Origin of the sequence: Paenibacillus ottowii (genome assembly GCF_006874425.1) — a bacterium.
In the GTDB taxonomy this organism is placed as follows: domain Bacteria; phylum Bacillota; class Bacilli; order Paenibacillales; family Paenibacillaceae; genus Paenibacillus; species Paenibacillus ottowii.
On sequence record NZ_VIJZ01000006.1, the window covers coordinates 177,027 to 199,415 of the forward strand.

Annotated in this window: 22 protein-coding genes; 5 read left to right on the forward strand and 17 right to left on the reverse strand. The window is 48.3% G+C overall.

What is annotated here, in order from left to right; translation table 11 throughout:
• Positions 1-36: 36 nt before the first annotated feature.
• From FKV70_RS15645 to FKV70_RS15695, 11 genes are all read right to left on the reverse strand, one after another.
• Complete coding sequence (locus FKV70_RS15645) at positions 37-1,170, reverse strand: CgeB family protein (RefSeq protein ID WP_142613424.1); 1,134 nt, start codon at positions 1,168-1,170, stop codon at positions 37-39.
• A gap of 33 nt (positions 1,171-1,203) precedes the next feature.
• Positions 1,204-2,295 carry a CgeB family protein gene (locus FKV70_RS15650; RefSeq protein ID WP_063209428.1) on the reverse strand — a complete coding sequence of 364 codons (1,092 nt, stop codon included), beginning with the start codon at positions 2,293-2,295 and terminating at the stop codon, positions 1,204-1,206.
• A gap of 179 nt (positions 2,296-2,474) precedes the next feature.
• Entirely contained in the window at positions 2,475-2,831 is a 357-nt protein-coding gene (locus FKV70_RS15655; protein WP_155762566.1) for a FliH/SctL family protein, read from the reverse strand.
• Positions 2,779-3,129: a hypothetical protein gene (locus tag FKV70_RS15660; RefSeq protein WP_142613425.1), complete on the reverse strand. Its 351-nt coding sequence runs from the start codon at positions 3,127-3,129 to the stop codon at positions 2,779-2,781. Before FKV70_RS15660 ends, FKV70_RS15655 begins: the two co-directional genes overlap by 53 nt.
• Entirely contained in the window at positions 3,129-3,461 is a 333-nt protein-coding gene (locus FKV70_RS15665) for an alpha-helical endospore appendage domain-containing protein (protein WP_063209432.1), read from the reverse strand. Before FKV70_RS15665 ends, FKV70_RS15660 begins: the two co-directional genes overlap by 1 nt.
• Positions 3,462-3,490: 29 nt before the next feature.
• Positions 3,491-3,778: a hypothetical protein gene (locus FKV70_RS15670; RefSeq protein ID WP_063209434.1), complete on the reverse strand. Its 288-nt coding sequence runs from the start codon at positions 3,776-3,778 to the stop codon at positions 3,491-3,493.
• Positions 3,779-3,896: 118 nt separating this feature from the next.
• Positions 3,897-5,360, reverse strand: a complete 1,464-nt coding sequence (locus FKV70_RS15675) for a glycosyltransferase family 2 protein (protein WP_142613426.1) — start codon at positions 5,358-5,360, stop codon at positions 3,897-3,899.
• A 72-nt stretch (positions 5,361-5,432) separates the two neighbouring features.
• Positions 5,433-6,164 carry a sugar phosphate nucleotidyltransferase gene (locus FKV70_RS15680; RefSeq protein WP_142613427.1) on the reverse strand — a complete coding sequence of 244 codons (732 nt, stop codon included), beginning with the start codon at positions 6,162-6,164 and terminating at the stop codon, positions 5,433-5,435.
• Entirely contained in the window at positions 6,161-6,961 is an 801-nt protein-coding gene (locus FKV70_RS15685) for a glycosyltransferase family 2 protein (RefSeq protein ID WP_142613428.1), read from the reverse strand. Before FKV70_RS15685 ends, FKV70_RS15680 begins: the two co-directional genes overlap by 4 nt.
• Complete coding sequence (locus tag FKV70_RS15690; RefSeq protein WP_142613429.1) at positions 6,958-7,899, reverse strand: glycosyltransferase family 2 protein; 942 nt, start codon at positions 7,897-7,899, stop codon at positions 6,958-6,960. The genes FKV70_RS15685 and FKV70_RS15690 overlap by 4 nt, the downstream gene beginning before the upstream one ends.
• Entirely contained in the window at positions 7,896-8,834 is a 939-nt protein-coding gene (locus tag FKV70_RS15695) for a glycosyltransferase family 2 protein (RefSeq protein ID WP_142613430.1), read from the reverse strand. The genes FKV70_RS15690 and FKV70_RS15695 overlap by 4 nt, the downstream gene beginning before the upstream one ends.
• Positions 8,835-9,389: 555 nt before the next feature.
• Between FKV70_RS15695 and FKV70_RS15700 the strand changes: the two genes are divergently transcribed.
• The gene (locus FKV70_RS15700) at positions 9,390-11,168 is read left to right on the forward strand and encodes a M4 family metallopeptidase (protein ID WP_142613431.1); all 1,779 of its coding nucleotides are present in this window, start codon (positions 9,390-9,392) and stop codon (positions 11,166-11,168) included.
• Positions 11,169-11,399: 231 nt separating this feature from the next.
• Here FKV70_RS15700 and FKV70_RS15705 read toward each other — a convergent pair whose 3' ends face one another.
• The 4 genes from FKV70_RS15705 to FKV70_RS15720 all read right to left on the reverse strand — a co-directional run bounded on the left by FKV70_RS15705 (position 11,400) and on the right by FKV70_RS15720 (position 16,107).
• The gene (locus FKV70_RS15705; RefSeq protein WP_142613432.1) at positions 11,400-13,190 is read right to left on the reverse strand and encodes a helix-turn-helix transcriptional regulator; all 1,791 of its coding nucleotides are present in this window, start codon (positions 13,188-13,190) and stop codon (positions 11,400-11,402) included.
• A gap of 4 nt (positions 13,191-13,194) precedes the next feature.
• The gene (locus FKV70_RS15710; protein WP_064797396.1) at positions 13,195-13,785 is read right to left on the reverse strand and encodes a sensor domain-containing protein; all 591 of its coding nucleotides are present in this window, start codon (positions 13,783-13,785) and stop codon (positions 13,195-13,197) included.
• Positions 13,786-14,131: 346 nt separating this feature from the next.
• Positions 14,132-14,830, reverse strand: coding sequence for a WIAG-tail domain (locus FKV70_RS15715; protein WP_142613433.1), 699 nt, complete (start codon positions 14,828-14,830; stop codon positions 14,132-14,134).
• 113 nt (positions 14,831-14,943) lie between these two features.
• Positions 14,944-16,107, reverse strand: a complete 1,164-nt coding sequence (locus FKV70_RS15720; protein WP_063209454.1) for a glycosyltransferase family 4 protein — start codon at positions 16,105-16,107, stop codon at positions 14,944-14,946.
• A gap of 206 nt (positions 16,108-16,313) precedes the next feature.
• On the opposite strand from FKV70_RS15720, the gene FKV70_RS15725 reads away from it, so the two are divergent.
• Complete coding sequence (locus FKV70_RS15725) at positions 16,314-17,441, forward strand: YheC/YheD family endospore coat-associated protein (RefSeq protein ID WP_142613434.1); 1,128 nt, start codon at positions 16,314-16,316, stop codon at positions 17,439-17,441.
• Positions 17,442-17,529: 88 nt separating this feature from the next.
• Positions 17,530-18,327, forward strand: a complete 798-nt coding sequence (asd, locus tag FKV70_RS15730; RefSeq protein WP_063209459.1) for an archaetidylserine decarboxylase — start codon at positions 17,530-17,532, stop codon at positions 18,325-18,327.
• A gap of 93 nt (positions 18,328-18,420) precedes the next feature.
• On the opposite strand, the gene FKV70_RS15735 is transcribed toward asd, so the two are convergent.
• On the reverse strand, positions 18,421-19,206 hold the full coding sequence (locus FKV70_RS15735) for a helix-turn-helix domain-containing protein (RefSeq protein ID WP_016820055.1): 786 nt from the start codon (positions 19,204-19,206) through the stop codon (positions 18,421-18,423).
• A gap of 180 nt (positions 19,207-19,386) precedes the next feature.
• Here FKV70_RS15735 and FKV70_RS15740 point away from each other — a divergent pair, with 180 nt between their 5' ends.
• Positions 19,387-20,685: an aminotransferase class I/II-fold pyridoxal phosphate-dependent enzyme gene (locus FKV70_RS15740; RefSeq protein WP_142613435.1), complete on the forward strand. Its 1,299-nt coding sequence runs from the start codon at positions 19,387-19,389 to the stop codon at positions 20,683-20,685.
• 103 nt (positions 20,686-20,788) lie between these two features.
• On the opposite strand, the gene FKV70_RS15745 is transcribed toward FKV70_RS15740, so the two are convergent.
• The gene (locus FKV70_RS15745) at positions 20,789-22,066 is read right to left on the reverse strand and encodes an ATP-binding protein (protein ID WP_142613436.1); all 1,278 of its coding nucleotides are present in this window, start codon (positions 22,064-22,066) and stop codon (positions 20,789-20,791) included.
• 206 nt (positions 22,067-22,272) lie between these two features.
• Between FKV70_RS15745 and FKV70_RS26260 the strand changes: the two genes are divergently transcribed.
• Entirely contained in the window at positions 22,273-22,389 is a 117-nt protein-coding gene (locus FKV70_RS26260) for a hypothetical protein (RefSeq protein ID WP_023990126.1), read from the forward strand.

A 22,389-nucleotide genomic window follows, 5' to 3' on the forward strand; every position in this document is an offset into this window, starting at 1 on the left:
CTTATAAAATAGCAACCAGCGGACGTATGGATGGCCTTATGGGAATATGACCGACAGCAGTTGGTCAATCCGGTGACCATACGTGTGCTCCCGCAGGGTTCGTTCGAGAGCACGCAGAGCAATCTCACGACGCTCCTTTTCGTGTGTCAAATAAAACTCAATCTTCTCCAGCAGCTCCTGCTGGGAACTGTAAGTTTCAATCTCTTCCCCCGGCTTGTAAAAACGAGCCAGATCATCTCTTGTATCCGTCAGTTGCAACGTGCCACTGGCTGAAATCTCAAACGTGCGGGGATTGGGCGAAACCCCCGGAATTTTCAGTGCATTGTTGTTCACCGAATCATCCTGATGAGAACGATGAAGATTAATTACGATTTTGCTGCCGTTATACGAATCATTCGTCTCGGCCGGAGACATCCAGCGGCCCAGCTCAATTTTGTCACCATACGACTGATAATCCGGGAGACGATCCCACCAGATTCCGTTGATTTTAATGTTGCGGGCCATAAGCTGCGGCATAATCGGATTAAAGAAATAGATGCGATTCCAGTAGGCTGAACCTGTAAATCCAATCTCACGTCGTACTGAAGCAGGCGAGCTGAGCGGAAAATAGTGAGTCAAAAATGCCCCGAAGGGCAAGTAGTGCACCGATGTGCAACCCAGCTGACGATACAGTTCTATACAGTTCATTTCTAAGGTGAACACATAATCATAATTCGTCACCAATTTGGTCGTCGTGTCAGTGTAATAGGGATCGTCTGTCAGCCAGATGGCAGTAGGGATGCCCAACTTGCGTACCGCAGCAACCTGCTCTAGCGGAAAATCCATCCCGTCGAGTGCCAGCATCAGATTCGGACGGAGCTGAGCGGCAATATCTCCTACCGGCTGACGCGGGTCTGTCACGGTAACCTGAGCTGTCATGCTCTGCAACGTGGTAATGATCGCCTCATCCAGTGGAGAATACGGAAGGCCTTTGCCCGAGACGACATACAGTACATGGATCTGTCGAAAAGGAAATGTCGCTTTCGTTCGCGACACAATCGCGTTAGCACGTCCGCGCAGGTATCCTTCATCGTATCCGTCATGGATTCCCGCCGCTCTCCCCTTCTCCCAGGAGGCTGCCGCTGTCTGGTGAACAGCTGGGTCATACGGTCCTGTCGTAGATATCGTCATCACTTTCACTCCTTACTGTTTATGGTGTTTACTTTAGGCCATCGCCTTGTCCAGCAATTCCTCCATGCGATTTGAGTACCTATGCTTTTGCATGGTTGTGTGCAGTGCGCGCCAGGCTATGCGTTCGCGTTCCCAGTCATGCTTGAGATAGTAATCCAGCTTCACCTTCAGTTCCTCTGCTCCTGAGAAGGTTTCAATGTCATAGCCTGGTTGATAATAGCGGTGCAGATCTTTTCGCACATCCGTCATTTGAAGCGTCCCGCAAGCGGAAATTTCATATGTCCGAGGATTGATGGATTCCGCTGACAGCTGGTGTGTGTTCCGATTATCCAGTCCGGGGTCTGTCGGGCGGTGCATATTGATGACAATTTTGGAGCCGTTGTAGTATTGAGCGGTCTCTTCCGGCTCCATAAAACCCGGTCGGATAAAGCGTTCCAGCACATCACGCCGGGTCAGCCGATCCCAGTGCCCACCTACGATCAGCACTCTTTTGTCCGCCAAGAAGGGAGCAAGGTAGTCGAACAGCTTCACACGGTTCCAGAAGGCATTTCCAATGAAGCAAATATCATGCTGATGCTCACGCTCTACTCGCCGGGGATAAAAGATACGGGCTGACACAGCAAGCGGCAAATAGTGAACCTTCGTTACTCCCTGTTCGCGATAAAACGGCAGACAGGAAATTTCATGCGTAAAAACGACATCGTAGAATTGACAGATCAACGCCGTATCCTCCGTAAAGTAGGGATCATCTACAAACCATATGGCCGTCCGAATGCCCAAGGCTCGTATTTGTTGTACCTGCTCCAGATGATCCGCCGGAAAAACATGCAGTCCGTTCATAACCAGTACGAGGTCTGGACGGTGAGCCGCAGCGTCTGCCAGCATCGTAGCAGGGGTACCAATGACGCACGAGCTGCATATTTGGCTCAATGCTTCTTGCACACCTGTGTCTATAGCTGCGAAACCTTGCGGAATATACAATACTTTCAACTGGCGAACAGCAGGTTGTATTGCCACGACCTGTGACAGAGCAGCCGTGCAACCGCCCATTCTGCGTCCTTCCCGATAGCCACATCGGTATGCTTCGCGTTCATTTCCGCTTCGTTGATCATTCACATCCTTCACCCTGTCCTGTTGTAGGATAAACTTCTGTCACTCCTAAACTATATGCGGAGGGGTCAAACGCATCATGGACGACTGCCACTGCCCGGACAAAATTGGCGTTTGCCCGTCCAACTACCAAAACGCAAATAACCCCGAAGCTGCCAGCTTCGGGGGTTAACCGCAATAGATCATTGGCATAATTACTGTGCCTTATAAGCGACTTGGTGGCCATCTTCATATCCTTTGGCAAAGCCCGAATTGAAGCCCTCATTGTAAGCAGCATCATATCCCTGCTGGAATGCCTGCGGGTCATGCTCTAATACAACAGAGGGCTGTGGATTCTCGACTGAAGGAGCTGCGACCGGGTTAGCTTGAGGTTTTTTCCGTCGCCGCGAAAGAGAACGTCTTCTACGTACAGGATAAAGTCCCCTTTTTCGGCGTCTTAGAGCAAGCAGATGTCTTCTTCTCCGTTTTAATCTGCGAATGCTGGAACGTCGGGCATCTCTACGTCTTTTGCGAGCTTTGGCTCGACTGATGCGTCCCCACCTTGTACTCATTCTCATTCCTCCTTTGCTTTCTCGTCTTGGTTTCACTTTTTTGCACAGGCACCTGGAGCCATGGCTTCGTCGGTTTCCCATATACCTGCCTTCTTAGTGGAATACCCGCCAGCATTTGCGTGATTTTTCCCTGATAGTTGCTGAGTAGACGGATGGTCTCTTCCAGACGGGGAGCCGACATATCCACATGGGGCGTCAAGTCCGCAAGACTGGTCAGCATCCGGGCAACGGCGTGCTGGCTGGCAGCAATAGACTCCATCATATCCAGCTTAATCTCACGTTCACGCCTCATGCTCATTAGCTCATATCCCCCGGGCCCATTCCTCCCATCATTCCTTCCATTCCGCCACCCTGCTGCTCATCCTGATCCAGCAATGCTTTAAGGTTGCTGCACAGTCCAGTCTGAAGCCGGGTCAATCCCTCCAGCATTTCCACCATCTGCTCATGAATTTCCAAAGGCCGTCCCAACTGCTCTTCATCGGTTTCAAATGCGGAAGGCGCCAGATGGTTCAGCGTCCAATTACGCATTTTCTCTGCTTCGACCGCCTTGGCCTCCAAAATCATAGATACATTCCGCTGCATCTTGGAGGCCGCATCCAGCATGTAAAGCATTGCTTTTTCCCTACTCATGTGTTCACTCCCTACCCTCGGTTGTTACACTACTCCTCTTCCGGATATGCCGTCTCCTTCACCACACGAACGAGCATTTCAGCCATGGCTTCCTGAAGGTCGGCAATACCGTTCAAATAGGCAACAATACTTTTGTTTACCTGTCCCGAACTATCCATAATGCCCGGAATCCCATCAAAACGCGGCTCCTCATCCGGCAGTTCATGGATGATCTGTGCCATGCGCACAACCACCTGCCGTTCCGCATCCAGCAGCCTCGACATCTGCTGCTGCGAGTGCGAAATATGGATCAGCAAATCATCTAATTCGTTATGCATAAGCCCCTCCTTTATGTGTTCCGCCTTGCGGAACGCACGAAATACCTACGGGCTTTCCGCTACTACAGCGTATGCCGCAGCGAGTAGTCGGTTCGCCTAAAAAAAGCCTATTCAATCATTACAAATGCCCTCGCAGCACTGGTGGAGCAATAATAGGCTGCTTCTCCGACAATGCCAATAAATCTTCGGAGGACAAAAACTGAATGGGATAATCCTCAGCCCGCCAGCTCATCACGGCGTAGAAGGTAAGGAACGGTCTTTTCCAGCCGTTGCCGATTTGGTACAGTTGCCCGCCTTCAGCATACAGTAACTCGATCCAGCGCTTGCGTTGAGCCGGGATATGAAGTGTGGGCAGTATAGACATGTTCCCCAGTTCAGGAGCCGCCAGCACAGGCAAGGGTTCATTGAGCGTTACAGCTACAGGGGGGGCTTCAGTGCTGCCAGAGACTGTCGCGTCCGGCTCCCCTACCAAGGGAAGCGCCAACAAATCAAGCTGAGATACTCTAACGGGACGCACGTGCTCACCTTCCACATCACTGGCGCCATGCAGCCGCCGCCTACTTCCCGGCTCGATCCGAAATACTGCACCGGATGGTCCCTGAACAAGTGCTCCGACGGGATAAAAGCTTGCTGCTGATAAGTGTGCTTCCTTACTTGATAACCCCTGGCCGTCCGAGTCTGCTGTTGCGGATTTCGGGTCGTAGAACAGCTTCTCAGCGTTCCCCCATTTTTGTACAAAAAAGGATCGGTTCCGGCTTCTTTCCTCCACTGAACCGCTTCTTTCAGTCGTTTGAGGAAAACCATCAACCGTATCCCGATCACTTTCTGCAAAATGGATAAAAGCATCTCTGGCAATTGCCATACGTATTCCCAATAAGCGTACACGCAGCAGCCAATCTGCATGGGCCTCCTCACTACTGTGGCAGCCTTCGTCCCAGTACCCCGTCTTTACCAAAGTTTCTCTACGCAGTAGCAGACAAAATGTGGCCAGGCTTTTAGTCTCCCGCCATGCTTCCGGGTTGAGGGTATCATTGGCCATAGCAAATGGATTTACTTCATGTCCGTTCATATCAGGAACCTCAACTTGCTGTTCTCCGAAGGGACCATTCGTTACAGGTCCGACAACTCCAATACGCGGATCGCTGTTTAAACAGCTCATCAACCGATCCAACCAGCCAGGAGTCACGATGGAATATGGGTCCAGTACGACAATAGTTGTACCTTTTGCCATCATTAGTCCCTGATTCAGACTGCCGATCCTCTGAACATCCTTTGTTAACAACGCATAGCGCACAGCTATGCTTTTACGGAGCAAATAAGTGGGTGTCCCATCTGTCGAGCCGTAGTCCACCACAATAATTTCGTGAGGATGGGTCGTATTCTCCTCAAGATGGTGAATGCAAGCACGGAGCTGTTGAAGCTGATTGCAGGACGGAATGATAATACTGACGCCTTCAAATACCTTGCCGAACGAAGCTTGCCCCAACTTCCTGCCTTGCTCCTGGCCCCTGTTATAACCTGACCAATAGCCCTTCTTTCCGAGCCGTTTGTTGTGTTTCCTTTGTATACTCAGGCGTTTCATGCCGTTCACTCCTCCGGGTGGCATTATGCCTATACTATATGCCTGGCCCGGCTGAATGGTGTTTCATTGAAACTAAGGTAGAAGTCCCTTCATTTTCACTCCAGCTTCCTGAAGGGAATCGAAAGTTCCTGCATCGCTCCAGTAGCGCCGTAAAATATCATATTCCAGCTTGCCTTCAGCAGCATAACAGTTGTTAACATCGGTGATTTCAAGTTCACCACGTGCCGAAGGTGTTATTTCACGGATCTTATCGAATACGGCAGTATCATACATATAGATCCCCGTAACGCAATATTTGGACTGGGGATGCTGCGGCTTTTCTTCAATTCGCATAATGCTCTCTGGGCGCTCGGGGTCAAACACGGGTACCCCGTAACGACGGGCATCTGCCACCTTTTTCAGTAAGACTCTGGCGCTCCCTGGTGGCTGTTGTTTGAAGCGTTCGATGACAGGTCCCAAATCTTCCTTGAACAAATTATCACCCAGCAAAACAGTGAACTTCTCTTCTGACTGCATATAGCTTCTTGCCAATTCGAGTGCTTCGGCGATGCCGCCTGCTTTTTCTTGGATCCGATAGGTCAATTGGATACCATAATTACTGCCGCTGCCTAAAAAATCAGTGTACAGCCCAGCCGATTGTTTACCAATAATAATGAGCAAATCGGTAATCCCCGCTTGCCGTAACCTTTCGATACCGTATACGATCATAGGGTACTTGCCGACCGGAAGCAGATGCTTGTTGAGTAATGTAGTCAACGGATGAAGGCGCGACCCGGTTCCTCCTGCGAGAATAACCCCTTTCATATTTTCCTTCCTCCTTCGACAGCATGTTCAGTGCATGGAATCGCAGCGTTTCCCGTTTCGATAAACACTCTGGGATCGATGCTCCATTTTTCTATAAACAATCGATAATTCCGCTCAATCAGCTCTTCGAGCCAGGAAGTGTCCGAGCGCGAGAAACTCGCATTTCCCTGATGATAGACAAAACAGTCATTGCACATGAGCAGCTTGTAGCCATGCACGCGTGCACGCAGACAATAGTCGTCATCCTCATAATGTCCGGGGCTAAACCGTTCATCCAGCAATCCAATCCGTTCCATCAACTCACGACGAAATAACAGGCAAAACCCGACCAACCGTTTGACCTCTTGCCATCTGGAGGGATTACTCGTATTATTCTGCTCCGCATATCTGAGACAGCTGGCCATATCTCCTTCTATTCCGTGAATCTGCTGAATACCGCTGACGTAATTCGTCACCGGTCCCACCAATCCCACGGAGCTTTCACTATGCAAAGCAGCCAACATATTCGATAGCCACCCACGTGTAACCGTCACATCATTGTTTAAAATGACGAATTGATCACCCGAAGCCAGCCGGATTCCCTTATTACAAGCTGCTGGAAAGCCCCTGTTTTCAGGAAGACGTATGCTGATTAGCCGTTCGGATGCGCAAAAATCATCCGTTCCGTCATTCGAAGCGTTGTCCACAACAATAATTTCATACGGGGCATCTGTCGTATGTGTTCGAATCGCCTCGATACACGGCTTTAATAAAGCCAGGCCATTATAAGTCGGAATAATGATGCTCGTCAGACTCATCGTGCATTCCTCCCTTTGGCAACGTCTACCCGTGTTGGTACAGGCCCGAACGGGGAATCCCCGGCTACCTGAAACACTGCCGCCAGCGCCTCTGCATGATCGCCGATGATTAACTGTTCCATAACGTTCCCTTTCCCGACATTGAAGGTCCGCTTGCGATTGGTTTTAATCACATCAACAGCATGTACTGCTGCCACGATCATACCATGCAGAATCGCCATCGCGTGGGCCTTCGGCGGTACCGCAAGCACGGCCGGCCCCAGTTGATCCAGCACACGCCGGGATAATGCATGGGGTACAGCGGTCAATGAGCTTGCTCCAAGATCCGACCTGCGCAGTACGCGATTCAGAAACCCTTTGCACCGTGTTACGCTGTCCTGTTGGGTATAAGGCGGCAAATGTCTACCCAGATCATTAAGCGCTACATCCGTTCCCTGATCCACCGCTTGAAGAAAAGGCAGCATATCAGACGCCGGGATCGGCAAATCTCCGTCCACGAATAGAACGATATCAGCCTGCGTCAGACGTGCGCCTATTGCACGGCCAACATCATGCCCCAGGCGATCCGGTACGTTGACGAGAGTCACCCCGGGATGGCGTTTGGCTACGGCAGAGCGCGTACCATCCGTACAGCCGTTTAATACGACAATAATATCCGCAAGCGGAAGTTTCTCCAGCTCGCCCAGTACCCGATCAATCGTAGCCTCCTCATTACAGGCACTAACCACGGCTGCTGCAGTCCCCTGCAATACAATATCTCTCGGGCTCGGGGCTTCACGTTCCTCAGGCGGAGTGATTTCGGGCATTCCTTTCGCCCGGGGTGTGGGCTTTCTCATCCTGCGGCTATGCATCGAAGCTGTCGATTCTCGTTTTCTTTGTATGCGTCTTAGCCCCCAGCTGGAGTCTTCACGTTTTCTTCTGCGATACGCTCTAGTCACGTTTTCACCTCGTCTCTGATCCGTTTTCGCTCCAAATTCGTGTATCCCGCACGTGCTCCCAGACATGATGTAAGCCAGGCAATGGCATCCAGGTGATCCTGGACAATTACACTTGCCAGCGGGTCCTTGCCGTTCTGTTTTTTACGTGGTGCGTTCATCCTACCGACAGCTATTCCATATACAGTCACCACTCGTAACCCGGAGACAATGGACATCACTTGAAATAGCGGAGGTTTTTCCAAGGGCTTTAGACCCACCTCTTTTAAAGCCTTTTGACTTATAGCATGTGGAATACCCGTCATCGATGCTCCCCCTAAATCAGCACGATTCGACAAGATATTCAATACATGCTTTGCCTCAACTACAGGATGTATAGGCGTGCGGTTCACAGGTCCATGGTAATCATTCAGCACCACATCCGCTCCTGCACATACGGCCTGTATAAATGGCCGAAGTCTGGCACAGGGAATGACAATATCACCATCCAGAAAAAGCAGGATCTGTCCGGATGCCGCCTCCGCTCCAATACGACGACCCACATCATGTCCAAGCGGTTCTGGGAAGGAAAGTACACGAGCTCCCGCCGCCGCTGCCACCTTCGCCGTTCTATCGTGTGATCCGTTCTCAACGACGATAACCTCTGTATGTGGATGGACATGGCGCGCTTCGCGAATCACAGCTCCGATGGTCTTTTGCTCATTCATGGCCGGAATAATGACAGATACGAGAATCTTTCCCGCTGATGATGGTTCAGATGGCCGCGCTACGCCGCTTTGCGCCCCTTTCTCCATTTCGGGTACATCATTCTTATCAGAGACTATCGGCTTCTTATCCATGTTCGGCATTCGGTACGGTAGCCACATCTTAGAGTGATAATAAGCCCCGGAATGCCGCCTCCGATTGATCTTGAATCCAGCTTTTCCACGCTTCCTCATGTTCCCGTCTCACCTCCCTTGCTGCTGTATAGATGAACAGCATGATTAGGACAGTTCAACATAACCTATGCGGTCCAAAAGCCGTGTGTAACGGCAAGCGTGGAGACTTTTCGACACAGCAATTTTCGACTTTATTTTACAAAACTTATTATTCCTATTAAATAAATGAGATTTTAGGGTCTAAAGAATCATTTTGGATAAATTTGTTACATGGATCTTCTCGTCCGTCATTCTCTGTGATAATATCAGAGCCAGATGATGGGAGTTCGAAAAACCAACTTTTGTTTTTTTTGCATAAGGCAACTTTTTTCCATTATCGGCTATGATTCCACTATCTTTGCATACGACAGGAAGGGAGGAGTTTGTTACCTTTTTTAGGCTACATGCTTCACATGCGGTACCCTCTTTTCACGCACGCTTCATGAAAACACTTCGGTATTCTCTTCATGTTCCATTCTTCTATTCCAGACGACAACACGACCTACATAAATGGCGCAATGCCTTATTCAAAACAGGATGATTCATCCTGACATTAATCGGGGAGAGTGAATTTTAATGAAAAAAGTATGGGTTTCGCTTCTTGGAGGAGCTATGTTGTTGGGGTCTGTAGCGTCTGGTGCATCAGCGGAGAGTTCCGTTTCGGGGCCAGCTCAGCTTACACCAACCTTTCATGCCGAGCAATGGAAAGCCCCTTCCTCAGTATCAGGGGACGACATTGTATGGAGTTATTTGAATCGGCAAAAGAAAACGTTGCTGGGTGAGGACAAATCCAGTGTACGTGAACAATTTCGAATTGTTGATCGCACAAGCGACAAGTCCGGTGTGAGCCATTATCGGCTGAAGCAGTATGTAAACGGGATTCCCGTATATGGAGCTGAACAGACTATTCATGTAGGCAAATCTGGTGAGGTCACCTCTTACTTAGGAGCCGTGGTGACTGAGGATCAGCAGGCTGAAGCTACACAAGGTGCAACTCCAAAAATCAGCGCTTCTGAAGCGGTTTACACCGCATATAAAGAAGCAGCTGCACGAATTGAAGCCCTCCCTACCTCCGACGATACCCTCTCTAAAAACGCTGAGGAGCAAACCAGTGTAAGCAAAGACACTTACTCCGAGGCAGCTAACAACGTAAATAAGATATCCATTGATAAGGACGAGCAGAGTCTTGATAAGGCATCTGCCCTGAAAGATAGCAAAATTGAAGCGGTGGAGGCAGAAAAAAGTTCCATTGCCAAAATCGCTAATCTGCAACCTGAAGTAGATCCTAAAGCAGAACTCTACTACTACCCTAAGGGGGATGACCTGCAGCTCGTTTATGTAACTGAAGTCAATGTTTTAGAACCTGCCCCACTGCGTACCCGCTACATTATCGATGCCAACGACGGCAGCATCGTATTCCAGTATGACATCATTAAAGAAGCTACAGGCACAGGTAAAGGTGTGCTTGGTGATACCAAGTCATTCACCACTACTGCTTCCGGCAGTAGCTACCAGTTAAAAGATACAACACGCGGTAATGGTATCGTGACTTACACGGCCTCCAACCGTCAAAGCATCCCAGGCACCCTTTTGACAGACGCTGATAATGTATGGAATGATCCAGCCGGTGTCGATGCCCATGCGTACGCTGCCAAAACCTATGATTACTATAAATCCAAATTCGGACGCAACAGCATTGACGGACGTGGTCTGCAGCTCCGTTCGACAGTCCATTACGGCAGCCGTTACAACAACGCCTTCTGGAACGGCTCCCAAATGACTTATGGAGATGGAGACGGTAGCACATTTATCGCCTTTAGCGGAGACCCCGATGTAGTAGGGCATGAACTTACACATGGTGTCACAGAGTATACCTCGAATTTGGAATATTACGGAGAGTCTGGGGCACTGAATGAGGCTTTCTCGGACGTTATCGGCAATGACATTCAGCGCAAAAACTGGCTTGTAGGCGATGATATTTATACGCCAAACATTCCAGGCGATGCCCTTCGCTCAATGTCCGATCCTACCCTGTACGATCAACCAGATCACTATTCAAACCTGTACAAAGGCAGCTCCGATAACGGCGGTGTTCATACAAACAGCGGTATTATCAATAAAGCTTACTACTTGTTAGCACAAGGCGGTAATTTCCATGGCGTAACTGTAAATGGAATTGGCCGCGATGCAGCGGTGCAAATTTACTACAGTGCCTTTACGAACTACCTGACTTCTTCCTCTGACTTCTCCAACGCACGTGCTGCTGTGATCCAGGCTGCAAAAGATCTGTACGGGGCAAACTCAGCAGAAGCAACTGCAGCTGCCAAATCTTTTGACGCTGTAGGCGTGAACTAATTCATATACACTTTCCTCTTCACAATTCTCGTCCATTGAACCTTTGCCGTTGTGCAACTGTTACTTGGCCCTGCCCATACGATGGACGAAAATAGGGGTGCAGTGTACTAGTCTGCACCCCTTCCCCCCTTATGTATGGCGCCCTCACAAAGGGGCGCCCTTTTCTTGTTCATCTATCTCTCAATAAAAGAAAATTGTACATTTAAACATACTATGGACTTAAAGCAGTTCTTACAAAAGTAATCCGGCATCTCTTGCTTTTTGCACGGCTTCTTCTCGATTATTGACTCCCAGCTTGTCATAGAGAGTGGAAGCGTAATTTCTTACGGTGCCGTTGGATAGGTAAAGTTTCTCAGAAATTGTTTTATAACGGTTTCCTTGAGATAAAAGATTCAAAACCTCTAGTTCGCGTTTCGTTAAGCCATACTCTTCTCCATCTGACCTCGGTCCGACTGACTCTTCTTCATCATTTCCGTCCCACATTTTATGGAACAAATCTTGGTTTATTACCGTGCCTCCCCGATAGACGAGGCGAATCGTTTCAGCCAGTTCACGCGATTCTATGGATTTCAGCAAATAGCCGTCAGCGCCGCTTCGCATGATTTCCTTCGCCCTCTCTGTATCCTGAAACGTTGACAGGATGAGGACACGAATGTCAGGCCATGTTTCCTTGATTATTTGGGTCGCACGAATCCCATCCTGATTGGGCATCTCCAAATCCATTAATATCAAATCTGGATTTAGGCTTCTGCACAATTCTACAGCTTGTTCCCCATCTTCAGCCACCCCCACTACCTGCAAGTCCTCTTGTCCGTCCAAGATGGTATGGAGACTATCCCGGATAAACGAATGATCATCGACGATACACAAGCGGATTCTTTCATCGGACAATTGTACAAGTCTAGGTAACACACATGAGATGAACGTCCCTTCGCCCTTTTCGGAGTATACAGTGACTCTCCCTTGTAACTGTGTCGCACGCTCTTTCATTGCAGTTAATCCGAAGCCATCCTTCCACTCGTCCACTCCGCGACCATTATCCTGTACATCCAATCTTGTTTGTTGTGGCTCAAAATGCAGTGACACAATGATTTCGGTGGATTGTCCGTGGCGCACAGCATTAGTCAGCGATTCCTGCAAGCACCGATAAAGCGTCATTTTCGCTTGTTTGGAGACTATGTACTCTTCCCCTATTACTCGAGTGCGTACATTTACTTTTGCATGTTTCTGGAACTCTTCTGCTAATTGTTGCAAAGTAACAGTCAAGGGAAGCGATTCTTGTGGTGAATCTATTTGATGCAAATAGGCTCTCACTTCCTCCATACTGTTACGGGCTAATTGCAATAATGAGTCAATTTTCTGCTCTCCATCTTTTGTTGCTAATTCCGTACGCAATATTTCCAACCCCATAATGATCGAGGTATAGGAATGCCCCATCGTATCATGCAAATCTTTGGAAAGTCTGTCGCGCTCCTCTAACAAAGTAATCTGCTCAATCTGAGATAGGTACTGTTCCAGCACAAGCTTCTGATTGCGTATAATTTCATTTTGGCGGTAATTAGAAACGAGTAAGTGGAAGGAAAATCCTATCGCAAAAGCCAGACCGATTTGTGGGATAATCGCCCATAGATCTGTTCCTGGGGAAAATATTGCAACGAGCAATGGAAACAAAACAACTGTGATCGAACCAGACCAACGGAATGATTTATGAGCACTATTTGCCGCGATCATGAAAGTTGGCATTAAAAATGCAAGATATGCCGCCGGAAATAATAAGGTTAAGTAGAAGCACACTCCGCCAAACAAAACCATCTCAGTAAGCAGATAGTAGCGATAACTGAACATTAAACAAATCCAAGGTATTGAAAATGCGGCAATTTCCCAAAGAATGATGATCCAAAGGGGCACCGTTAAATGGTCTTGGTGTTGGATAGTAGTTATCATCAATGAAAACCAGATGACAAAACGTATACAAAGCAATAACCAGTCATACCAGAGCCATTGTTTCCAGGTTGTAAACAAATTATCACCTCTTAATAGCTTTAAACATGGAATGCGTGTACATTCCGACTATTTGAACTAAGCTGTTTCCAATGCGAGTATTGATCCAGACGAGAATACACCCAGCGAGCATGACACATATAGCCTTTTCCCATGAATCTACAGCGAATCCCCATAAGTATATATCAAGATGTTGAAAAAGTATCGGTGTAACGATAATTACGAGCGGGGCTATGTACAATATAACGGCACATATAAGGCTGATCACCCCAATAAAAAATTTCTGCATAAGCCAAAAAACGGCCCTCCAATTGCTACTATTAAGAATGGCTTCTCTCGCTTTCATCCATTTATCCCTTCCACTGTTTGTCCTTGTCAGGATTGGCTCTATCGATATATCCGTATAAACCTTCGTCTGAATGCGTTCATATTGGACAAACGTGTGAGTTGTTCGCAACACACACGCCAACAAGGGAATGCCCACGAAGATAACCGTCATCCCCAACGCAAATGTAATGCTGACCAAATAGAAGCAAAAATAAAACAGTCCCGATCCGAAGGTAAACAACAAAAAATAGAAATCTTGCAACCTTTTGCGAGCTGATTCTTTCGTCATGTGATTCTCTCCTACTCTTTATTTTATTTGCTAATATGTTATGAATTGCCCTTTGAATCTAACTTGTTATCTGTCACATACGGTAGTGTCAAAGTGTCATATTTGTAGGTCATGACTATAAAAACAAGCCGTACTAAGCTCTTTTTTTTGTCATGCATTAGAAGATTGATCCTTTACTTCCGCTCGATTTAACCTTTGGCTATTATGCTCTGCCGATTAGACATAAGTAAAAAAACGCTGTTCTTTCCTTATAGTTATAGGAAAGAACAGCGTTTTTTCATCCCTGTTTAGGGTCTGAGGTATTCTAACATCATTACCATAAATAAAAGCTGTGTATATTTATTATCTATGATGTTCCCATCGCAATCCAGAGAATCCATCCCTCACATATCTGACCCGATTGTCTACGTTCCACTGTGAGCACTGCCGAATTCCTCTGGCGATGTGTAACAGACACCGTCATACCCGGTACGCTCGCATTAGCGGTGATGGCATATTGTGTGTCTATAAAGGGCTTCTCAAATCCAACGTTTACTTCACCTGTAACCGCCTGTGCAGGTAGATAAAAAGAAATGCTGCCACATTGGGGTGAAGTCGCTTTGTGAAAAGCTATATCTTGCTCAGGCAATTGCATTCGCTGCTTTGGACGCTGTCTTCCTTCCGCGATATGAATACTGGTTATGGAACAATCCAGTAATGAATCTTGCTCGTTCTGATCTTCCGTCTTCATAGACGTCATGTCGTTATCCGTTCCGTATTCGGTATCTGACTCAGGCACAGACAACAGCAGCACAGAGGCTCGATTCATCTGCATCGCTTCCTCCAGCGTTTTGGGAAGCTTATGCTTTCTCCATGCTGCTTCCTCTATAGCTTGAATCGGTTCTACAGGAACAGCTGCAATTGTCGTTCCACGCTGAGTGGGTCTGTGACTGCCAGCAGGCGATGTCGCCTTCTCCTTGTTTACACGGGGAGAGGGAACTGTATTGGAAAGGTTACGCCGGGCTATTTTTTTATCCTTAGGGCTAGGATTCGTGCGATGGTTCATGATGACCGCTCCTTTGACACGAGAGTGAACAGCGGGTGCTCCGCTTCATTCACCCAGGTGGGAATCATGGCCTAATGCCTATGAGGTAGCCTATGCACGTAACCACGACCATGTCACTCAGTTGCGCAGTCTGTTATGATTTGAGCCCAGCGTTGTGCAGAGTGCTGCCATAAAAATTGTCTCCGCACCTCGTCCAGCCCGGCTTCTCCCATCTGTTGCCGTAGCCCGGGCTGCTGGAGCAACCTGATGATGGCGTCAGCCATTTCTTGCTCACCGCGTGACGGATAAACAAGCCAGCCTGTCTTGCCGTGCTGTATAACCTCCGGAATACCACCGATTCGTGATGCTACCACAGGCACCCCTGCCGCCATGGCTTCGAGATTGACCAGCCCGAAGGCTTCAGCTTCAATTGAAGGAACAGCCGTCACATCGGCTAACTGATATAACGAGGCCAATGCTGGATGCGGCACATAGCCCAGGAAATGCACATGCCTCCCCAGCCTTAGTTTACGTATCTGCCGATACAATGCCGCCGTATACGGCGTGAGACGGTCGTGACCGTAATAGGCACTACCGGCTATGAGCAGCAACACGTCCGGACAGGTATGGACGACACGCCGCAGGGCCTTCAGCAGCCGATGAACTCCCTTCCCTGGCACCAATCGGCCTGTATATAACACGATTCGACGGCCTGACCAGCCGAAATCGTCCAATCGCGCCGACCTGAGCGCTTCTGCTGCAGGGGTCCACCGTGGCAGGAAATCGCCGGGATGAATCCCCAGCTTGTTGATGACGATGCGTTCCCTGACCGCATCGGGACTGTCAGCGGCCACGGTTGCCCCCAAATACGCACTGTTCACAATAATGCGATTCATCGCGAGCAGTATCCTACCCATGTCCTTTCGTTTGAGGTGAGGCTCCCGGATGAACGTGGTGGAATGCAAAGTCAGCACAACTTTGCGATCGGGCAATGCCTCGCGAATGGCATACGCAAATGCGGGGCGGTTGTGTACATCGATTACCGCAGGTAACCATCTCTTCAAATCAGCAATTACCTCGCGAATATAACCCGCTCCCCGCGTATAGCGCATACAAGGAATTCCGTCAACATCGCCGTGATCCGGTGTTTCTGCCCCTTTTATGCCATAGATCTGCGCCTGAAGCTTATGGCTAGCTAGCGGTACCATGTGAGCAATTACCCGCTCCACTGAACTGCTGCGGGGCGAAGGTATAACAAAAGAGCCCGGTGTAATGACTGCTACCTTCAGTCTCTGCATCACCTCACCTACTTTCCTCACCTTATTCCTTCACCCTTCAACACCCATCTTGTATCATATCGTTTCCTGCTTTGAAAGGTGCTTGATTTACTACTTTGGGCATACCGCAAGGCTAGCGTCCATGCCTGGCCGACCTTTGATACATATGATGGACTAGAACCATAGTATGGTCAGTTGGAATGACGATAAGGAGGGCGGACATACTCATGTTGCATGTCGGCGTCATGCTCAACCCGGCAACTTATCGGGGCATTCCCGTCATGAAGACGCGATATGAATCCATCGCCAATTACGAAGAGGCCGGATTAAGTCACGAGTTAATCCCCTGCTTTCTTCGTCTGGAAGATATTCATATATCGACCGGAACATGCCGGGCTTTTGTTAAAAACGGCAACGAGTATCGGCAGATGACTCTTCCGTTGCCGCCAGTCATCCACAATCGGACTCTCTATCGGCAAAATGAAAATGCCCGCGACATCAACAAGCTGGTACACAAGGGATTTTATATTTTCAATGAACAAAATCGTTTTCGCAAAGACCATATACATGCAATTCTACAGGAAGACCCTCTGCTGCATCCCCACCTCCCCAAAACATTACAGGGCAACCTGTCCTCCATCCGTACCTTGATGGAGCAGACGGGGGATGTTGTAATTAAACCTAGCAGCGGCAGCGTGGGTAGAGGAATTATGCGGCTGAATCATTCCAGCGGAAGCTGGACATTGCAATGCGCTCATCCAACGATACCTGAACGTTGGTCCACCCTGCGGTTAAAAGTCGGAGAACTCCCTTTATTTCTGCATAAGCGACTGATGCATGTGCCTCATATCGTACAACAAACCATTCCGCTTGCTCTGTACGACAATCGTCCATTCGATATCCGTGTGACGGTTCAGCGCGGATATGGCGGAATTTGGGGGGTGACAGGCATGTTTGCAAAAATTGCACCATCCCACACTTTTGTCTCCAATGTAGCCCAGGGCGGTACGGCACGTTCCCTACCCGAGGTGTTATCACGAACAGAGACAGTTCAAAACTCAAACATAGCCCGGCTCATGAATGAGCTAGAAAGACTCTCCTTGCAAATCGTCCATCGATTGGCACAACACCTGCCCCATCTCGCCGATGTCGGACTGGATCTGGGCATTACGCATGAAGGCAAGATTGTTTTTATCGAATGCAATGGTCGTGATCAGCGCTATGGCTTCAGCCAGGCAGGGATGATTAATGTCTGGAAAGAAACGTACGCTCAGCCGATGGCTTACGCTCGCTGGCTTCTCGAACGACTATCTTCGTCAGGCACCGAACGTTCACCAGGCCGTCCCCTGTATTGATTTACGTCACATTCTGTGTCAATATAGTTCAGAGCGGCCGGACAGGTTCCGGCCAAGACGGCTCGGATATGAACAAGGGGGATCTGTAATGGCAAAACAGTGGCTGCGGCTTATGACGGAGCTATCATCGCGCAAGTGGGTGTGCCGGATTGTGGGCTCCTTCGCGCAAAGCGGTGCAAGCCGACTTTTTATCCCCACCTTTATACGTACGTACCAGATCCAGACGCATGAGGCGGAACAGGATTGGAAAGAATATCGCTCCCTGAACGCCTATTTTACACGCAAATTAAAAGCGGGCATGCGCCCGATTGATACGAACGCCGAGGTGATGACCAGTCCGGTGGATGCACGGATTACTTTTACCGGCCCAATTACGTCCGGCACTCTTTTGAATGTCAAGGGACAAGACTATACGCTGGAAGAGCTTCTTAACCGCTCTCCGCGTCTTGAGAAATACACACACGGCTATGCTTTTGTGCTGTATCTGAGCCCGACAGATTACCATCGCATTCATGCACCGGTATCCGGTACACTGGTTGAGAAGGAGCATCTGCGCGGCAAAGTATATCCAGTGAATGACTTCGGCTTGCAGCATATGAGGGGAGTTCTTAGCCGCAATGAACGACAGATTACGTACATTGCCCACGAATATGGTGAAGTCGCGGTCGTCAAGGTTGGCGCAATGAATGTGAGCAGCATCAAATATACAGATGAAAAAGCGATCTCATGGACAAAAGGCGACGATCTCGCCTATTTCGAATTTGGCTCAACCGTCGTTTTGCTAACTGAAAACGGCACGTTTGAGCCCGACCCCGCATTGAAGCTGGGGGATGTGGTGAAAATGGGACAACGTCTTGGCAGCTTTCGGCACGATTCCAAAGCCTAAATGACAGATTGTAACAAAAGAATGAAAAAGGCCCCAGCGTAACTGCTCGGGTCCTTTTTCATTATCTTTTGTATTCGTCATGCGTTAATAGCCTTATCGAATTTCAGACGGACTTTTTCCTGTATACTGCTTGAATTGGCGGCTGAAGAAAAAGATGTCACGGTACCCGAGAGCCTCTGCCACCTCGGTTACATTCATTCCGGCATGCAGCAATAGATGCTGCGCGCGCTCAATCCGCATGCTGATAATATGAGATTGCACGGAAACACCCAGCAGCTCCTTGAATTTTATCGAAAAATAACGCGGTGACAGCCCTGCACGTGCTGCCAAATCCTCGACTCGATGAGGAAGTCCCGGATGCTGGCGCACGTAGTTGGCCGTTTCCCGAATGACTTCGGTCAGCTGGTTACTGGCCTGTTGCTCCTGCGGTTCCTTACGGTCTGCACGTAGCAGATGAATCATCAGTTGCTTCAGGATCAACCTGCCTTCCTCGTCAGCTCCATAGGCACGTTCCAGACGTAGACGGACATATCTGGCAAGCATGTGCTCCACCTCGAACGTTTCCTCCAGCATACGGTAGCTGGCTGGAATTTGCTTGGGTTGCTCGGTGAGATCAAAATGAATATAAGTAAGTATGAGCGGCTTTTGCGGATTATGTGTGGCACGGGTATCGTCTCCTGGCTTGAACAGAAAGCAACTGCCCTTGCTCACCGGATAGGCTTCCCCATTTAATACAACCGTTCCTTCTCCGCTCCATACATAAAATAAATCATAGTTTGGCATCGGCTTCTCGCGTACCTGCCATTTCCAGCCCGGCTCGCACACGATTTTGGCAAAGGCCGGCAGCAGGATAAACGATGACGCAGATGTATCCAGCAAAATCTGCACCTCCTTTTGTTCATCTCTGGTTGTCCTGTTATCCCGTTATTTTATAATATAAGCGCAGCGCCACGATTAAGCAAAAAATCTGCTTTTGCGGCCCCTGATGCTTGTGCGTGACGCTTACCGTGTGTAATGCTATAATATGTAATCAAAATGACTTGGAAGGATGAAACGGGAATGAATCCACTGGCAGCGCAGTTAAATCAAAACATTCAGACAGGCAACGAGCATGTATATCAAATGCTTTCTCTTTTAGGTAAAGAGATTTACTTTCCAAAGGAAGGGATTTTGAGTCAATCAGCCGAAGCAGGGAAACTTGCCAAAAAATATAATGCCACGATCGGGATTGCTACTGAAGGCAATGGCCCTATGCATTTGGAGGTTATTCAGGAAAAGCTGTCCGCTTATAGCCCCAAGGATTTATATCCTTACGCTCCTCCTGCGGGCAAGCCTGAACTTCGTAGCGTATGGCGTGAAAAAATGCTAAAGGAAAATCCTTCGCTGGCTGGAAAAAGCTACGGCCTCCCTGTAGTTACGAACGCGCTGACCCACGGTTTGAGCATCGTTGCCGACCTGTTTACGGATGAAGGAGATGCTGTCATTTATCCGGATAAAAACTGGGAGAACTATGAACTGACTTTCGGTATTCGCCGTCATGGACGCTTGGTGAATTTCCCGTTATTCACAGAGGATCACCGTTTTAATAGTGACGGATTACGCGATGCGCTATTGGCGCAGAAAGAATACGGCAAAGCGATCGTTGTACTGAACTTCCCGAACAACCCAACAGGCTACACACCGGGCATTGAAGAGGGTAAAGAAATTGTTGCTGCCATTCAGGAAGCGGCGGAAGCAGGCATCAATGTCGTAGTTGTCACAGATGACGCTTATTTTGGCCTCTTCTTTGAGGACTCCCTGCATGAATCACTATTCGGTCAGCTAGCCGGACTTCACCCGAGAGTTTTACCAGTCAAAATTGACGGAGCTACTAAAGAAGAATTCGTTTGGGGCTTCCGTGTCGGATTTATTACCTTTGCTTCGGAGCATCAGGATGTACTGAGCGCACTGGAACAAAAAACACTAGGGATTATCCGGGCAACGATTTCGAGTGGCCCTCACCCGTCTCAAACCTTTGTACTGGATGCTCTTAAATCACCCGATTTTGAACAACAGAAAAATGAAAAGTTCCAAATTATGAAGGGGCGGGCTAATAAAGTGAAAGCGTTGCTTGATAGCGGAAAATACGGGGATGTATGGAGCTACTATCCTTTTAATTCAGGTTATTTTATGTGTCTCAAGCTAAACGGCTTATCCGCTGAACGACTGCGCACACATTTGCTGGAGCAATATGGAGTAGGGACAATTGCACTGGGTGAATACGATCTCCGTGTCGCGTTCTCCTGTATCGAAGAAGAGTATCTGGAAGACCTGTACGACATTGTGTATCGTGGCGCACAAGATTTGTTGAACGCCTAAGCTGTATCAGGTTAAATATATAGCATAATTAGCGGTATGCCGGATACTAGGGCATACCGCTTTTTGATCGGCTTGAACCATAGTCACCATACATCCAGACAGTTTATCCTTCCGCGGCGAGCAGAGATTCCTCTGCCAGTGGCAGCAGAATGACGACCTTCGTTCCGACTCCAGGCTCACTTTCATAGCGTATGCTCCCGTTCATAGCTTCAATGATTCGAAAGGAAACGACGGTCCCCAGTCCTGTCCCTACCTCTTTGGTCGAAAAAAACAAAGTCCCTACTCGTTCGAGATGCTCCTGACTCATGCCTTTTCCAGTATCCCTGATACTCAAACATGCCTGCTCTTCCTGAATCGCCAGCTTTATGTATACCCTGCCTCCATCTTCCGCAGCTTCAATCGCATTTTTTGTCACATGTATTAACGCCTGTAACAGTTGGTTACGATCTGTATGTATATAAATTTCATTCCTTAGCTCTGTATACAGCCTTACGCCTTGCTTGGTCGCCATTGGCTTCAAAAGCAACACGATCTGTTCAACCATGCCCGAAAGGTCCATCCGCTCTGTGTTCCCAATCTGCGGTCTGGACAAATTCAAATAATCGCTAATAATTCTTTCAGCCCGATCCACCTCTGCCAGTGCCAAAGCAACATATCTGCGATTTTTCCCTTCCAATCCGGACTGAACCATTTGCAGAAACCCTTTTACCACCGTTAAAGGATTCCGTACTTCATGAGCCATAGAGGCTGCCAGTTCACCCAACGTATTCAGATGCTCGGCATATTTAATTTTTCTTCTCATTTCTTCCCGCTCCAAACTAAATTCCATCCAGAAAGAAGAGGCTCCAATACTTAAGAATTGAATCACACCGAACCAGAGTATTGAGCGAACCAGCTCAATCTCATCCTCATCCAGTCTGCCATTGATCCAAGAATGTATTAAAAGAAAAATCAGCATGACCCCAGTGATCCAGATACTCATTACCATATTCATGCCCACTCGAAGCAACATGCTTTTGAGCTGCATAAATTTTTTTCTTACCAAGAGAGGCCCCAAATAACACAACATCATGCTCGGAAGCCCCACCACCATAGACTCAGGGCCTACATACATACGAGCCATTATCATTAGTGTCACATTCATTAGCCCTGCCGTAGGTCCAAAATATAAAACTGAAAGAATCAAAGGAACATACCGAAGATCCCAATATAGTCCGTACCAAATGTACGAAAATATAAGGCAAAGCACTGAAGAAACACCCAGCACCCCTCCCATAAGCAACGGGGTATGCTTCTTATGCCGATGATCCGACAAAGCACTGTATACGAGTAACGGTACAAACACAAGAAATATGTTTACGAGCAGCTTATCTACCAGCATCTCGTCCTTCCCACTTTCCAAGTGATAATGATTACATACTTCTTCTATTCTCGGTAATACGTACCTTTTCCTCTCTCATCTCCTCAATCTGATGAAAAATATAGGGCGATTCGGCAACACACCTGAGCATTGGCCCACGCAATCCAAAAACCCACTTCATAAGATACGATGTATCCTTTATCACAATGACCGAGAGGAGAATGAGCATGGGAGCAGAAGAAACAAGAGGCGGTTATGGTGGTTACGGCGCATTCACAAGCACAGGAACCATTTTGGTACTGTTCATTTTGCTAGTTATCATCAGCAAAACAATCTTCATCTAA